Annotated in this window: 9 protein-coding genes; 2 read left to right on the top strand and 7 right to left on the bottom strand. The window is 68.0% G+C overall.

Translation table 11 applies throughout. The annotated features are described in order from the left end of the window. Window positions 1–135: 135 nt before the first annotated feature. The gene (locus AAHM44_RS10000; protein ID WP_342249877.1) at window positions 136–1,359 is read right to left on the bottom strand and encodes an MFS transporter; all 1,224 of its coding nucleotides are present in this window, start codon (window positions 1,357–1,359) and stop codon (window positions 136–138) included. Window positions 1,360–1,428: 69 nt separating this feature from the next. After that, window positions 1,429–3,672, bottom strand: a complete 2,244-nt coding sequence (locus tag AAHM44_RS09995) for a glycoside hydrolase family 3 N-terminal domain-containing protein (protein ID WP_342249876.1) — start codon at window positions 3,670–3,672, stop codon at window positions 1,429–1,431. A gap of 234 nt (window positions 3,673–3,906) precedes the next feature. Between AAHM44_RS09995 and AAHM44_RS09990 the strand changes: the two genes are divergently transcribed. Together AAHM44_RS09990 and AAHM44_RS09985 are read left to right on the top strand one after the other, a co-directional pair. Then, window positions 3,907–6,435 carry a TonB-dependent siderophore receptor gene (locus AAHM44_RS09990; RefSeq protein WP_184168432.1) on the top strand — a complete coding sequence of 843 codons (2,529 nt, stop codon included), beginning with the start codon at window positions 3,907–3,909 and terminating at the stop codon, window positions 6,433–6,435. A gap of 89 nt (window positions 6,436–6,524) precedes the next feature. Further along, complete coding sequence (locus AAHM44_RS09985) at window positions 6,525–8,594, top strand: hypothetical protein (RefSeq protein ID WP_342249875.1); 2,070 nt, start codon at window positions 6,525–6,527, stop codon at window positions 8,592–8,594. A 62-nt stretch (window positions 8,595–8,656) separates the two neighbouring features. Here AAHM44_RS09985 and AAHM44_RS09980 read toward each other — a convergent pair whose 3' ends face one another. From AAHM44_RS09980 to AAHM44_RS09960, 5 genes are all read right to left on the bottom strand, one after another. Continuing rightward, window positions 8,657–9,322 (bottom strand): DUF6445 family protein, encoded by a 666-nt coding sequence (locus tag AAHM44_RS09980; RefSeq protein WP_342249874.1) that lies wholly within the window; start codon window positions 9,320–9,322, stop codon window positions 8,657–8,659. After that, the gene (locus AAHM44_RS09975; RefSeq protein ID WP_446745980.1) at window positions 9,319–10,833 is read right to left on the bottom strand and encodes a tryptophan halogenase family protein; all 1,515 of its coding nucleotides are present in this window, start codon (window positions 10,831–10,833) and stop codon (window positions 9,319–9,321) included. Before AAHM44_RS09975 ends, AAHM44_RS09980 begins: the two co-directional genes overlap by 4 nt. 107 nt (window positions 10,834–10,940) lie before the next feature. Beyond that, complete coding sequence (locus tag AAHM44_RS09970) at window positions 10,941–12,401, bottom strand: FGGY family carbohydrate kinase (RefSeq protein WP_342249872.1); 1,461 nt, start codon at window positions 12,399–12,401, stop codon at window positions 10,941–10,943. Further along, window positions 12,401–13,354, bottom strand: coding sequence for a transketolase family protein (locus tag AAHM44_RS09965; protein WP_342249871.1), 954 nt, complete (start codon window positions 13,352–13,354; stop codon window positions 12,401–12,403). Before AAHM44_RS09965 ends, AAHM44_RS09970 begins: the two co-directional genes overlap by 1 nt. After that, a complete protein-coding gene (locus AAHM44_RS09960; protein ID WP_342249870.1) occupies window positions 13,351–14,211 on the bottom strand; it encodes a transketolase in 861 nt (286 codons plus the stop codon). Before AAHM44_RS09960 ends, AAHM44_RS09965 begins: the two co-directional genes overlap by 4 nt. Window positions 14,212–14,406 lie beyond the last annotated feature (195 nt).

Below are 14,406 nucleotides of genomic sequence, written 5' to 3'. Positions count from 1 at the left end.
GGGGATGGCGGACCTAGTTCCCCGGCGAGGGCCCAGTAGCGCGCCGCTTGCCAGGCCCGGCCTTCTCCGGGGAACCATCTTTTCCAGAAGCATTCCAACCCTGTTCCCCGGCTTCCGCCGGGGAACAGGTAGCGCCTAAATCTTCCGCGTCAGGCGCTCGAGCCGCACCAGTGCGAGCGCAATCAGCACCAGCGGCACCAGCACCAGGTAGAAGGCGGTCTGGCCCGAGAAGCGGTCGAAGGTGAAGCCGGTGATGAACGATCCGATCGTGCCGCCCAGCGCCGAGAAGATCACCATCAGCCCGACCATCGCGGCGTGCCTTTCACGCGGCAGCGCGCTCAGCACCACCGAGGAGACGATCGGGTAGATCGGCGCCATGAACACGCCGATCAGCGGGAAGATGTACGCGGCGATCGGCGCGTCGAACCAGCCCATCTCCGCGCGCGGCTGCAGCCCCTGGGTGGTCGGCAGGGTTAGCAGCACCAAGGCCGCGATCAGGCCCAGGCAACCGAGCAGCAGCTTGAGCCAACCGAGCCGGGCGACCAGCCCGCTCGCGCTCAGCCGCCCCACTGCAAGCGCGGCGATGAAGATGCTCGACGCCTGCACGCTCATCGCGCCGGGCAGGTGGAGCACCTGGTTGTTGAAGGTCGGCAGCCAGGTGCCGACGCCCTGCTCGATCAGCACATAGAGGAAGATCGCGGTGAGGAAGGCGATGGTCGAGGGCAGCACCAGCAGCGCCACCGCGTCGCGGTAGCCGCCGGCCGCCTGGCCTTCGACGGCACGGGCGCCACTCTCGTCGAGATCGGCGAACCACCACAGGATCGCGGCCAGCACCGCCAGCACCGCGACCACCCGGTAGACGCCCAGCCAGCCCTGCCCGGTCGCGTCCTGGCCGATGAACCAGCCGAACAGCCAGATGCCGGCGAGGATGCCGACCATGAACACGCCTTCGATCAGCGAGGTCAGGCTGGCGTGGCGGGCGGGATCCGGACGAACCAGCCCGATCGAGCTGTAGGTCGCCACCTTGGCGATGCCGAAGCACAGGCCGACCAGCACGAAGAACAGCTGCATCGCCCAGAAGCTGTTGGCGAAGCTGATCGCCACCGCCCCGGCCGCCACCGCCAGCATCACCCCGATCTGTGCGCGGCGGAAACCGAAGCGCGGCAGCGTGGTCGCGAACAGGAACGAGGCGACCACCACCGACAGGTCCTTGCACGCCTCGAGCGTCGCGGCATGGGTCTTGGTGACGCCGTAATGCGCGATCGACTGGAGGATCACGGTGCCGACGCTGTTCATCAGCAGCCCGAGCAGGGCGTAGCTGGTGATCAGGGCGGGTACCGCCCAGGCTGCGCGCTTCATGGATGATCCTCTCTCGTCTCTTTGTCCGGCGCAGCCAAGCAGATCATGCAATGCATTTCAACGCCTGCTTCACAGGGCCTCGAATTGGCTGTGGAGTTCCTCGCCGCCGGCGCCGACCCACAGGTCGAAACGCCCCGGCTCGACTCGCCACTGATTGTCGGCGGCGACCAGCGCGAGCTCGGCATAGGGGATGGTCAGCGTCACGATGCGGCGTTCGCCGGGATCGAGGGTGATGCGGGCATAGGCCTTCATCTGCCGCACCGGCCGGGTCCGGCTGGCGACACGATCATGCACATCAGCCCGCACGAACGCCGCGCCGCGCCGGAGCCCGGCATTGGTGACGGCAACGCGGACCTGCACCGCCTCGCCCTTCGCCACCCGCGACGGCACCTGCAGCTCGCCCAGCGCAAAACGCGTATAGCCCTGGCCGCTGCCGAACTCGAACAGCGCCCGGTCCGGCGCATCGCGCCAATGGCTGCGGCCCGGCTCCATCGGATCAGCGTCTCCCGCCGGCCGCCCGGTGCTGCGCCGGTCATAGGACCAGGGCTGCTGCCCGGTGGCGAGCGGGAAGCTGACCGGCAGCCGCCCGGTCGGCTCACGCACCCCGAACAGGACATCCGCCACTGCCGGCCCGGTCTGCTCGCCGAGGAACCAGGTGCAGAGGATCGCCGGCGCATCGCGCACCGCCCCTTCCAGCGCCAGCGCACGCCCGTGGCGCAGCAGCACCACCACCGGCTTGCCCGTGTTCGAAACCGCTTCGGCCAACGCCTGCTGCGCCGCCGGCACAGTGATCTCAACCCGGCTATTGCCCTCACCCGACATGTCGCCCGCCTCGCCGATCGCGAGCAACACCACATCCGCCGCCTTGGCCGCCGCCACCGCCCGCGCGACACCTCCGGCGAGCGGTTCGTGGATCCCGCTCCCCGCCTCCACCGCCAGCGCTGCGGGATCGGCGAGCATCGCGCGGATGCCGGTCGCCAGGTCGATCCCGTCCCCAGCATCGCCAGCAAAGGACCAGGGTCCATTGAGGTTCGCCTTGTCCGCCCCGAACGGGCCGATCAGCGCGATCTTCTTCCCCTTCACCGGCAGCGGCAGCAGATCTCCCGCGTTCCGCAACAGCACGATCGAGCGCGTCGCCACTTCCCGCGCAATCGCCTTGATCGCAGGCGTCGCAGTCCGCTTCTTCTCGGCGACGGCATCGAGCGAGCGGAAGGGATCGTCGAACAGGCCCAGCGTTTCCTTGAGCGCCAGCACCCGCCGCACCGCCTCGTCCACCCGCGCCATCGGCACCTTGCCGTTCTCGACCAGCGCCGGGAGATATTTGTTGTAGAGCCCGCTCTGCATCGAGACATCGACGCCCGCCAGGATCGCCAGCCGCACCGCATCCGCCTCGTCCGCGGCAACGCCGTGCGCGATCAGTTCGCGATCGGCATCATAGTCGGAGACGCAGACGCCCGCGAAGCCCAGCTCGCCGCGCAGCACATCGGTGAGCAGCCAGCGATTGGCGGTTGCCGGCACGCCATTGAAGTCGGTGAACGACGCGATCGTCGCCAGCGCACCCGCGCCGAACCCGGCGGCAAAGGGCGGGAGATAGGTCTCACGCAGCTCGGCCAGGCTCATGTCGACCGCAGCATATTCCATGCCGCCGCGCACCGCCGAATAGCCGGCGAAATGCTTGGGCGTCGCGAGCAGGCTGTCCGCCCGGCGCAGATCCTTCCCCTGGAAACCGCGCACTCGCGCGGCGGCAAGCTGGCGGTTGAGCAGCACGTCCTCGCCCGCCCCCTCGGCCACCCGCCCCCAGCGCTGGTCGCGCGCGACATCGACCACCGGCGCGAAGGTCCAGTGCAGTCCGCCGGCGCTGGCCTCCTCCGCCACCGCCCGTGCCGCGCGCTCGGACAGCGCGGGATCGAACGCCGCCGCCTCGGCCAACGGGATCGGGAAGACGGTGCGACAGCCATGGATCACGTCGGCCGCGAAGATCAGCGGGATGCCGAGCCGGCTCCGTAGCGCCGCGGCCTGCGCCTTGCGCGCGCCAGCCACGCCATAGCCGTTGAACAACATCCCCACCCGACCGGCGGTGATATCGGCGAGCATCGCATCGGCGCCGCGCGGATCGACCACCGGATTGAACACCGCGCCGACCGGACGGATCTCGTCGTTGAAGCAGCTGAGCTGTCCCGCCTTCTCCGCGATCGTCATCCGCGCGATCAGCCCCTCGATCCGCGCCGATGCCGCGCGCGCCCGGACCGGCAGCAAACCGAGCAGCGCCGCCTGCGCCGATCCCGCCATCAAGGCACGCCGGTTGATTCGCATGCCCCCCGCGCCACCCGCGCTTTTCTGTGTCAAAATCTCTCTCCCGCGTGGCGTAGCATTGCAACGAAGCCCGCCGAAATCCGTTGGTTTCGGCACCTGTTGCACCAGCGCACCAGTGCTTGGCAAATTCCGCGTGACAGTTGCAGAAAACGATTTCATTATGCGGGCGTCGTGATTAATCGAGCGGGATCAACCCGCCGGACTGTCCGGCATAAACTCGGTTGGGGAGGATATATGTTGCTTTCCGTTCGCGCTGGCGTTCGCGCCGCGCTGTTGGCCAGTGCCGCGCTCGCGCCGCTCGCCGCCCAGGCCCAGACGGCCACCACTGATGCGGCTGCTCCCGCCGCGCAGGATGACGCCGCCGATGAAGGCCAGATCGTCGTCACCGGCCAGACCACGCCGAACCGCCCGCTGATCACCTCGTCGGCCGACATCACGCTCGCCAATCGCGAGTTGATCGACCAGAAGGCCCCGCGCTCGACCGCCGACCTGCTCGAAATGGTCCCGGGCATCTTCGTCGAGGCGACCGCCGGCGCGGTTTCGAACAACTATTCGGTCCGCGGCCTCCAGGGCGGCGGCCAGCGCTTCGTCCAGCTGCAGGAAGACGGCATGCCGATCCTGTACGGCGGCGGCGGCGCCGACTTCTTCTTCGACCAGGACCTGACCATCGATCGCCTCGAAGCGGTCAAGGGCGGTTCGTCGGGCGTGCTCACCGTCAACGGCGCGGGCGCGACGATCAACTTCATCTCCAAGGCCGTGAACCATGAGCGCCCCGAGGGCGCGGTCCGCTTCACCGGCTATAATTACGGCCTGAAGCGCGCCGACGGCTATTACTCGCAGCCGATCACCGACAAGCTGGCCTTCAGCGTCGGCGGCTATTTCCAGTCGAGCCCGGGCGTTCGCAAGAACACCAACGACTATACCGGCTGGCGCATCAAGGGCGCGCTCGAATACAAGTTCGACGACGGTGGCTATGTCCGCCTGTCGGCCAAGGGCGGCGACATGAAGAACGCCTATTACGCCGACCAGCCGTACAAGTTCACGGATGGCGAGCCGGGCGGCGTGCCGAGCCTCGACACCCAGTTCGGCAATGTCGGCGGCCGCGCCTTCTCGAACATCGCGGTGCCGGTTTCGACCAACGCGCATTCGAGCGGCTATCGCGAATTCAACTATGACGACGGCATCGTCTCGAAGACCTGGCAGGTCCGCCTCGACTTCGAGAAGCCGATCTCGGACTCGTTCACGCTGTTCGGCCATGGCCGCTATCTCGACTACAGCTACGACTTCAACGGCCTGTTCCCCGGCTCGGGCACCGGCAATGCCGGCCTGACCAGCGCGGTGAACTACCTGACCCCGGGCAGCAGCTCGCCGATCAACGACCTGCTGACGCTCGGCCAGGCCGCCTTCCCGACCACCGTGCGCTATGGCATCAAGAACCTGCGCACCGGCCAGGTGATCGGCTCGAACCAGACGGCGCTGCTCAACGCGCTGAACGGCAACGGCTTCCTGCAGCGTACCACGCTCAACCACGACGCGATCGACGCCTATGACCTGGGCTTCAACGTCGGCGGCCGCTGGAACTTCGAGAGCGGCAGCTTCAAGAACTCGCTCACCGCGGGCGTGATGTACTACAAGACCAAGCGCAACCAGGACCAGTCGGCGACGGCGAGCGTGGTCAACGATGTGCGCACCAACAGCGATGTCTATGACATCGTCGCGCTCAACGCGAACAACCAGGTGATCGGCACCCTGTCCGACAACGGCCTGGTCTCGTACGGCGACTGGGGCGCGGGCATCCGCAGCCGCCAGGATTCGAGCCTGTCGCTCTATGTGAACGACGAGTTCTCGATCGGCGACCTGCACATCGACGCCGGCGTGCGCTGGGAGCATGACAGCGCGACGGCGTGGGACGGCAACACCGCGGCGGTGAACCAGGCGGTGCAGCCGGGCACGGCCGGCGTGCTGACCACGGTCGGCTCGACCTGGGACGGCACCTATGCGGTGCGCAAGGCGAACAAGAAGGCGGTGGCCTACACCGTCGGCGCGAACTACCTGATCACGCCGAACTTCTCGATCTATGCCCGCTACGCCAACGGCTTCCAGATGAACAATGTCGATCCCATCACCGGGATCGAGCTGTACGAAGCCGGCGTCCGCTACCAGATGGGCCGCCTGGTCTCGGCTTCGGCGACGGTGTTCCGCACCAACTTCCGCAACCAGAACTACAACTTCGCCGATCCGGTGAACCCGTCGCAGCAGAGCAACATCAACGCCGATCTGCGTACCAACGGCGTCGAGCTCAACCTCAACGTCCGTCCGGTCGATGCCTTCAGCATCGACTTCCAGGGCGTGTTCCAGGATCCGAAGCTCGTCAACCTGGCGATCAACGGCGCCAACCAGCAGGGCTTCGAGGGCAATCGCCCCGAGCGCACGCCGGCACGCCTGTTCACGATCACGCCGAGCTACAAGCTGCCGAACGGTCTCGGTGAGATCTATGGCCGCTACAAGTATATCGGCAAGATCTACGCCGATGCCGGCAACGGCGTGGCGCTGCCGAGCTACGGCGTGACCAGCGTGGGTGCCTCGTTCAACCTCAGCAAGCAGCTGCAGCTGAGCGTGAACGCGGACAACATCTTCAACGTCATCGGCCTGACCGAGGGTAATCCCCGCCAGGGCCAGACGCAGGCGATCACCGACGGCTATTTCTATGCCCGCGGCATCGTCGGCGCCACCTATGGCGGCACGATCACGTTCAAGTTCTGATAAACCCCGCAAGGGTCGCAAAAGGGAGGGCGCGGCAACTGAAAGGTTCGCCGCGCCTTTCCATTTCTGGATTAAGAGGAGAGAGACGGATGCGAGGTTCGATGCGGTTGCTGCTGGCGGGCGGGCTGCTGCTCGCGGGCACCAGCACGGTGGCGATGGCGCAGAAGGCGGCCAGGGCGCCGGAGCTGGCCTACAGCCTGACCGAGGGCCAGAACCTCAACGCGTTCGTGCGCGAGGGCAAGGTCGCGGCGCACCTGCTGCTGCGCAACGGCAGCGATCCGCGCATCCTGGTCGCCTTCCCGGCCGGCAACAGCGGCGTCGGCCTGTGGTTCCAGCCACTTGCCCGCCCCGCCACCTGGCGGCTCGACCAGGCGCCGCGCCCGGTGACCTTCGCCGACGCCAGGGGCCGCCCGCTCCACGGCATCGAGAGCATCGCCACGATCGACACCCCGCGCCTCGCCCCAAAGCAGGCCGTGCTCTCCAATGTCCGCTTCCTGCGCGATTACCAGTCGGTCAGCCGCTTTCCCGCCGAAGTGGCGGCACCGGTCCGCATCGAGGGTAATCGCATCCTCTACGCCCGTGACCGTGTTGACGGTGCGCCGGGCTACAGCCTGGAGATTCAGGTGCTGAGCGGCCGGATCGAGAAGGGCGAGATCGTCGCCGGCGCGAATGGACGCATTCAGTTGCGGATCGTTGCAGCGACCGGCGATACGCCGCTGACCGGCCTCAGCAAGGCAGAGCTGCTCAATAGCAAAGCAGCCTCCGATCCGGCAGCGCGCAACGCGCTCGCTTTCCTCAGCTACCGCGAGAAGTTTCTGGCCGGCTCGTGGCGCTTCGACACCTATTTCGGCCGCGACACGCTGATGTCGGTTCGCCTGCTGATGCCTGCGCTCAAGGGCGCTGCGGTGGAAGCGGGCCTGGGCGCGGTGCTCGCCCGGCTCGATCGGGACGGCGAAGTCGCGCATGAGGAGGGGCTCTCCGAATTCGCGCTGATCGACCATGCCCAGCACAAGCAGCCGGGCGGTGCCGCTGCGACTCTCGATTATGGTATGATCGACGACGATTACATGCTCGGTCCCGTCTCCGCCGATTATCTGCTCGGCTCGGCAACCCGGGCCGCCGCGCAAACTTTCCTGGCCAGAACGGTACAGAGCGAAGCGAATCCGGGCAGTGCGGCGTCGGCAGGAACCCTCCTGGTGCGCAACCTTCGCTACGTTATCGATCAAGTGCGTCCATTCGCCGAGGATCCGCGCTGGAACAACCTCGTGGCGATCCACAAGGGCCGCCTGACCGGCCAGTGGCGCGATAGTGAGGAAGGTTTGGGCCGTGGCCGCTATCCCTATGATGTGAATGCGGTTTTTGTCCCCGCCGCGCTCGAGGCCGCCGACAAACTGCTCCGCGCCGGCCTGCTCGATCGCTTCCTCACCCCGGACGACCGCGCCGCGCTGGAGCGCGCCCACGCCATGGCGGCGACCTGGCGGAGCAAGGCCCCCGGCCTGTTCGCCGTCGAGACCCCCGGCCCCGAGGCCGCAGCCCAGGTCCGCGCCTATGCCGCCCGCGTCGGCGTCCCCGCCGCGCCGGCCCTCGCCTCGCTCAAGGGCCAGCCCCTGCGCTACCACGCGATCGCGCTCGACGATCATGGCAAGCCGGTGCCTATTATCAATTCGGATGAAGGCTTTAGCCTGCTGTTCGGCCATCCCGACCCGGCCGATCTCCAGGCCTATGTCGGCGCGCTGGCACGGCCGTTCCCGGCCGGGCTGATGACCGATATCGGCCTGCTCGTCGCCAATCCGGCGCTGGCCGGCACCGAGGTGCAGGACCGCTTCACCCCGGCCGCCTATCACGGTGCGGTGGTGTGGTCGTGGCAGCAGGCCCTGTTCGCCGCCGGCCTCGAGCGCCAGCTCGCCCGTACCGACCTGCCCCCCGCCACTCGCGCGGTGCTGAAGGATGCGCAGGCCAGGCTGTGGCGCGCGATCCAGGCCACTCGGGCGACGCAGAGCTCCGAGCTCTGGTCCTGGGCGTTCGAGAATGGCCGCTACAAGGTCGTCGCCTTCGGCGCCGGCAAGGCGGACGTCGATGAGTCCAACGCCGCGCAGCTGTGGAGCACGGTCTATCTCGCCGTACAGCCACCCAAGGCTGCGGCGAAGAAGAAGCACTGAGCTGCGCTAACCCTACACCCCACCTCGACCCGTCATCCCTCCCCAGGGATGGCGGGTGATTTTTATGTGGCGGAGAGGAACGCCGTCACCGTCAGCCGCCCGGTCGCCGGATCGCCGTCCAGCACCGCATCCGGCGAGATCGCGCCGCTATGGAGCAGCGCGCTGCGGTAGATCACCGCGCGATTATAGCGTGCCTCGACATGCGCGATCCGCTCGAAAAGCTTCGTATCGCCAAAGGGATAGGCCGCTTCCGGCGGATCAGCGCGCAGCTCGGCGTTGAGCGTGGCGAGATAGCCGGCCGAGCGCGCCGCATCGATCGTCTCGAACCCCGTCGCCCGGTGTCGGAAGAACGCCGTGCCGTCGCCTTCCGACAGATAATGGACCAGCGCGATCAGCCCGGGCTGCACCGCATCGATATGCGGCAGCCGCTGCTCCGCGCCGAGTTCGGCGGGCGGGGTGGTCACCATCGAGAAGCTGGCATCGAGCAGCTCCACGCTCGCAGCCCCCAGCACCTCGCGCAGCACCGGCACCAGCGCCGGGCGCACCTGGGCGAAATACTCGGCCGGCAGCGGCGCGCGGATGCCTGGATAGTGATGCCGTCCTGGCTCGAACGTCGCCGCCAGCGCCGCCGCGCGCAAGGCGTCCGGGTCGGGATGGAAGCCGTCGACGATCGCGATCGGCTGGCCTTCGCTGCCGATCCGCCGCGCGACGATGTCCGGCTTGATCACCCGCCCATCGCCGCCGCAAGCGCCGCGTCGTGCAGCGGTAGCGTCGGCGCGGCGCGCTGGATGACTTCGGCGACCTGACGGACCTGCGCGCTGTTGGCCGCGCTGTCGAGCACGTCGGCGAGCGGGTTATAGTCCTCCGCCACGATCTCCTGCCCGTTGAGCACCGCCAGCCAGCTCGCGTCGCGGAACAGCTCCTCGGGGCCGAGCATCAGCCGCCCGGAGCGGCGATATTGCTCCTCGCGCGCCACCAGCGTCTCGGGCAACGCCATCTCGCGCCGCTCCACCCAGAACGGATCGGTGCGGCCGGGATTGGCGTGGTAGTGCAGGATCAGGAAGTCCTTGATATTGTCCATATCGGCATTGAGGAGCGCATTGTACCGCTCGGCCAGCGCCGGATCCATGTCGCGGTCCGGGAATAGCGTCAGCAGCTTGGCGATGCCGCTCTGGATCAGGTGGATCGACGTCGATTCCAGCGGTTCGAGGAAGCCCGAGGACAAGCCGATCGCGATAACATTGCCGATCCAGGCCTTGCGCCGCGTGCCCGCGGTGAAGCGCAGCGTGCGCGGCTCGGCCAGCGCCTCGCCGTCGAGGTTCGCCAGCAGCATCCCCGTCGCCTCGTCCTCGCTCATGAAGCGGCTGGAGAAGACATGCCCATTGCCGATCCGGTGCTGGAGCGGAATGCGCCACTGCCAGCCCGCGGGGCGCGCGGTGGAGCGGGTGAAAGGCGTGGTATGCTCGGTCCGCGCGCAGGGCACCGCCACGGCACGGTCGCAGGGCAGCCAGTGCGACCAGTCCTCGAACCCACCGCCCATCGTTCCGTCGATCAGCAGCGCGCGGAAGCCCGAACAGTCGATGAACAGGTCGCCCTCGATCCGCTCGCCGCGCTGGGTGGTGAGCGCGGTGACCAGCCCGCTCTCGCCGTCGCACGCGACGTCCTGCAGCTTGCCCTCGATGCGGGTGACGCCCGCCGCCTCGGCAATGCCGCGCAGGTGGCGGGCATAGAGGCTGGCGTCGAAATGATAGGCATAGCCGAGCGTCGACAGGATCGAGCGCGCGTCACCCGTCGGCATGGCGAAACGCCCCTGTCCGGCCAGTTCGGTCGCCAGCGAGAAGGCGGCAAGCGGCAGGTCGAGGCCCTCCGCCCTGGCCTTCATCCAGCGATGGTGGAAGGCCACGCCCGGGAAGCGCACGCCATAGTCGCCGAACGGGTGGAAATAGCGATGCCCCGGCCGCACCCAGTCGACGAACTCGATGCCCAGCTTGAAGCTCGCCTTGGTCTCGCGGAGGAACGCCGCCTCGTCGAGCCCGATCAGCTGGTTGAACCAGTGGATCGTCGGGATCGTCGCTTCACCGACGCCGACCGTGCCGATCTCCTCGGACTCGAGCAGGGTGATATCCAGCGTCCGGCCGAACTGGCGCGCCAGCGCCGTCGCGGTCATCCAGCCGGCCGTTCCACCACCCAGGATGACGACGGAACGCACGCGCCGCGAAGGGGTATCGGACAGGCTCATGGAATCGATTTCTCACTCGTAGTTTCACGAGTGTTTAGCCGAGCGATTTCCTGCTGACGACCTCGGATTTCGATGTTCTACGGGTGACTCCGCCGGGCATGCACCGGCTAGGGATGCGCCGCGGCGGACGCGGCAACCGCCTGGCGCCAGCGCGCCATCAGGTGCGCGCGATCGGCACCGGCGATGCCCGGCTCGAAGCGGTCCTGATCCACTATTGCCCAGGCATTGCCACCCAGCTTCCCGGCAGCCAGCTGCGCCACCCCGCGCGCGCCCAGCTCGAGCTGGCACGGGCGCAGGACCGGGCGATCGATCACGTCGGCGAGGATCTGGACGAGCAGGTCATTCGCCGCAGCACCCCCATCGACGGACAACACATCAAGCGGCGCGCCGAGATCGGCGTCCATCGCGAAGACGATATCGGCGATCTGCAGCGCGATGCCCTCCAGCACGGCGCGGGCGACGTGCGCCGGGCTGGTGCCGAGCGACATGCCGCTGAGCAGCCCCCGCGCTTCCGAGCGCCAGTGCGGCGCGCCGAGCCCGGCCAGCGCGGGTACGAAGGTCACGCCCTGGCTGTCGGGCACTTCGGCGGCGAGCCGGGTCAGCTCGCCCTCGTCGCGCAGGTTGAGCAGGCGCACCGCAAAGGCCGCGGCATGGCCCGACACCGCGACATTGCCTTCGAGCGCATGAAAGACGTCATGCCCGCGTGCCCAGGCGATCGTGCTCCACAGGCCGTGCGCGGAGGTGACGCGCGCCGGCGTCACCGCCATCAGCGAGGAACCGGTGCCGCAGGTGACCTTGGCCTGTCCGGGCGCCGCAAAGCCGTGGCCGAGCAGGGCCGCGTGTGAATCGCCGAGCAGCACTTCGATCGGCAGGCCCGAGGGCACGCCGCTCGCGGCGGTGAAGCCAAACTGGGCGTCGGACGGGCGGATCGTCGGCAGCACCAGCCGGGGCACCCCGAACAGCGCGAGCATCGAGCGGTCCCAGTCGAGCGCGTCGAGCGACATCAGCTGGGTACGCGAGGCGTTGCTCACATCGGTCGCGTGCTGCGCGCCGTTGGTGAGCTTCCACAACAGCCAGCTGTCGATCGTGCCGGCGCGGAGCAGCCCGGCCTCGGCCCTGGCGCGCGCGCCCGGCGTCTCGTCGAGTAGCCAGGCAAGCTTGGTGCTGGGCGCCAGCGGATCGATGCCGAGCCCGGTCGCCGCAATGATTTCGTGCGCACGCGGCGCCAGCGCGGCACAGCGATCGGCGGTGCGCCGGCATTGCCAGCTGATCGCGGGTGCCACCGCCTCGCCGCTCTCGGCGTCCCACAGCACGATCGTCTCGCGCTGGTTGGCGATGGCGAGCGAGGCGACTTCGGCGCCCGGCGTCGTGGCGATGACTTCGCCGATCGCGCCGGCGACGCTGCCCCAGATCGCTTCGGCCGATTGCTCGGCCCAGCCGGGACGCGGATGGACCACGCCCAGCGGGTGCGAGGCACGGCCCAGTACTTCGCCGGTGTCCGCCGCGAACAGCAGCGCCTTGGTGTTGGTCGTGCCCTGGTCGACCGCCAGGATCGCCGGGCGCGCCATCAGCCGAGCTTCTCGACCAGCTCGCGCGCCGCAGCCGCGATGCCTGCCGGTGTCAGCCCGTGCCGCTCGAACAGCCATTCGGCCGAGCCAGTCTCCAGGAAGCCGGGGAAACCCAGGACGCGCATCGGAACCGGCCTCTCCTCCACCACGACTTCGGCCACGGCGCCGCCCAGGCCACCGCGCACGACATGTTCTTCAGCGGTGACGATAGCACCCGTGCCGGCCGCGGCAACGATCGCCTCGCGGTCGATCGGCGAGACCGTCGCCATGTTGAGCACGCGGGCCGAGATGCCTTCCGCCGCCAGCGCGTCGGCGGCGTCGAGCGCACGGTGCACCAGCGTGCCGCAGGCGATGATTGCGACGTCATCGCCTTCGCGCAGCACTTCGGCCTTGCCGGCCTCGAAGCGCGCGCCTTCCGGACGGGCCAGTGCGGGCACTGCCATGCGGCTCACCCGGATGAAGACCGGACCGTCATAGCCGGCGGCCCAGCGGATCGCCTCGGCGGTTTCCCAGGGATCGGACGGCACGATCACCGTCAGCCCCTTCATCGCGCGCAGCCAGGCCAGGTCCTCGATGCTGTGATGCGTCGCGCCAAGCTCACCATAGGCGACGCCGCTCGAGATGCCGCACAGCTTCACATTGACGTTGCTGTACGCGATGTCCGCCTTGATCTGCTCGAGCGCGCGGCCGGTGAGGAAGCACGAGGCGCCGCTGACGAACGGCACCTTGCCGCCATTGGCCAGGCCCGCACCGACGCCGACCATGTTCTGCTCGGCGATGCCGACATTGACCAGCCGCTCGGGAAACTGGTCGCGAAACTTGTTGAGCTTCGACGAACCGACCGAGTCATTGACCACCGCGACGATCCGGGGATCCTCGGCCGCCAGAGCCTCCAAAGTCTCGACATAGGCATTGCGGCAATCGAAGCCCTTGCCCTGCGGCGCCGCACTCATGCCGCAAGCTCCGCGTCGAGTTCGGCGAAAGCCTGGGCCAGCTGCGCGTCATTGGGCGTGCCATGATGCCAGCCCGCCTGATTTTCCATATAGCTCACGCCGCGTCCCTTGATCGTATGCGCGATGATGCAAAGCGGCTTGCCGTCGGCGCCACGCGGTGCGGAGAGCAGTTCGAGCAGGGCCGCGGGATCATGGCCGTCGACATCGGCGACTTCCCAGCCAAAGGCTGCCCATTTGTCGGCGAGCGGCTCGAGCGAATTGGTATCCTCGGTAGGCGCGCCCTGCTGCAGCCGGTTGCGATCGATGATGACCGTCAGCTTGCCGAGCCTGCGATGCCCGGCGAACATCGCCGCTTCCCACATGCTGCCTTCCTGCAGCTCGCCGTCGCCAGTGAGCGCAAAGACCCGGAAGTCCGCCGCGTCGATCTGCCCGGCCACCGCCATGCCGACCGCGACGGGCAGGCCATGACCGAGCGGGCCGGTATTGGTCTCGACGCCCGGCAGGTAATTGCGGTTCGGGTGGCCGTTCAGCCGCGAGCCCGGCTGGAGATAGGTCTCCAGATCGGCGACCGGAAAATAGCCCGCACCTGCAAGCGCCGAATAGAAGGCACCGGTGCAGTGGCCCTTGCTCATCACGAAGCGATCGCGCGCCGGGTCCTGCGGATTGGCGGGATCGAAGCGCAGCACGGCGGAATAGAGCGTCGCCAGGATATCCGCGCACGACATATCGCCGCCCGGATGCCCCTGCTTCGCGCGGTGCGCCATCGTCAGCGCCTGGCGCCGTATCCAGTCCGCGCGGCGGCGAATGTCCGCCACCCGCGCATCGACGAATTCCTCGGTTGCTACTGCCTTGCCCATGGCCGGGCCTTAACCGAGGACGGACATAAACGGCAACCGACTTCTTACGATTATTTTCGTTTACCTCCATTTCACAACGAATCTCGGTTCGTTCGTTGACACTTCGCTGCGTTACCGCTTAGCGTTGCGCAAAATCCGGCGATCAGAGCTGCGATACGGAAGAGGATAGGCTGTGCGGCGTTTCGGCATGGAAAA

Source organism: Sphingomonas sp. OTU376 (genome assembly GCF_038440415.1).
GTDB classification, from domain to species: domain Bacteria; phylum Pseudomonadota; class Alphaproteobacteria; order Sphingomonadales; family Sphingomonadaceae; genus Sphingomonas; species Sphingomonas kyeonggiensis_A.
This window is presented reverse-complemented; position numbering and strand designations above follow the sequence as displayed.

What these genes read in the sequence shown, in the direction of transcription:
- AAHM44_RS10000 (WP_342249877.1), bottom strand. Translation starts at nt 1,359, where the DNA reads ATGAAGCGCGCAGCCTGGGCGGTACCCGCCCTGATCACCAGCTACGCC.
- AAHM44_RS09995 (WP_342249876.1), bottom strand. Translation starts at nt 3,672, where the DNA reads ATGCGAATCAACCGGCGTGCCTTGATGGCGGGATCGGCGCAGGCGGCG.
- AAHM44_RS09990 (WP_184168432.1), top strand. Translation starts at nt 3,907, where the DNA reads ATGTTGCTTTCCGTTCGCGCTGGCGTTCGCGCCGCGCTGTTGGCCAGT.
- AAHM44_RS09985 (WP_342249875.1), top strand. Translation starts at nt 6,525, where the DNA reads ATGCGAGGTTCGATGCGGTTGCTGCTGGCGGGCGGGCTGCTGCTCGCG.
- AAHM44_RS09975 (WP_446745980.1), bottom strand. Translation starts at nt 10,833, where the DNA reads ATGAGCCTGTCCGATACCCCTTCGCGGCGCGTGCGTTCCGTCGTCATC.
- AAHM44_RS09970 (WP_342249872.1), bottom strand. Translation starts at nt 12,401, where the DNA reads ATGGCGCGCCCGGCGATCCTGGCGGTCGACCAGGGCACGACCAACACC.
- AAHM44_RS09965 (WP_342249871.1), bottom strand. Translation starts at nt 13,354, where the DNA reads ATGAGTGCGGCGCCGCAGGGCAAGGGCTTCGATTGCCGCAATGCCTAT.
- AAHM44_RS09960 (WP_342249870.1), bottom strand. Translation starts at nt 14,211, where the DNA reads ATGGGCAAGGCAGTAGCAACCGAGGAATTCGTCGATGCGCGGGTGGCG.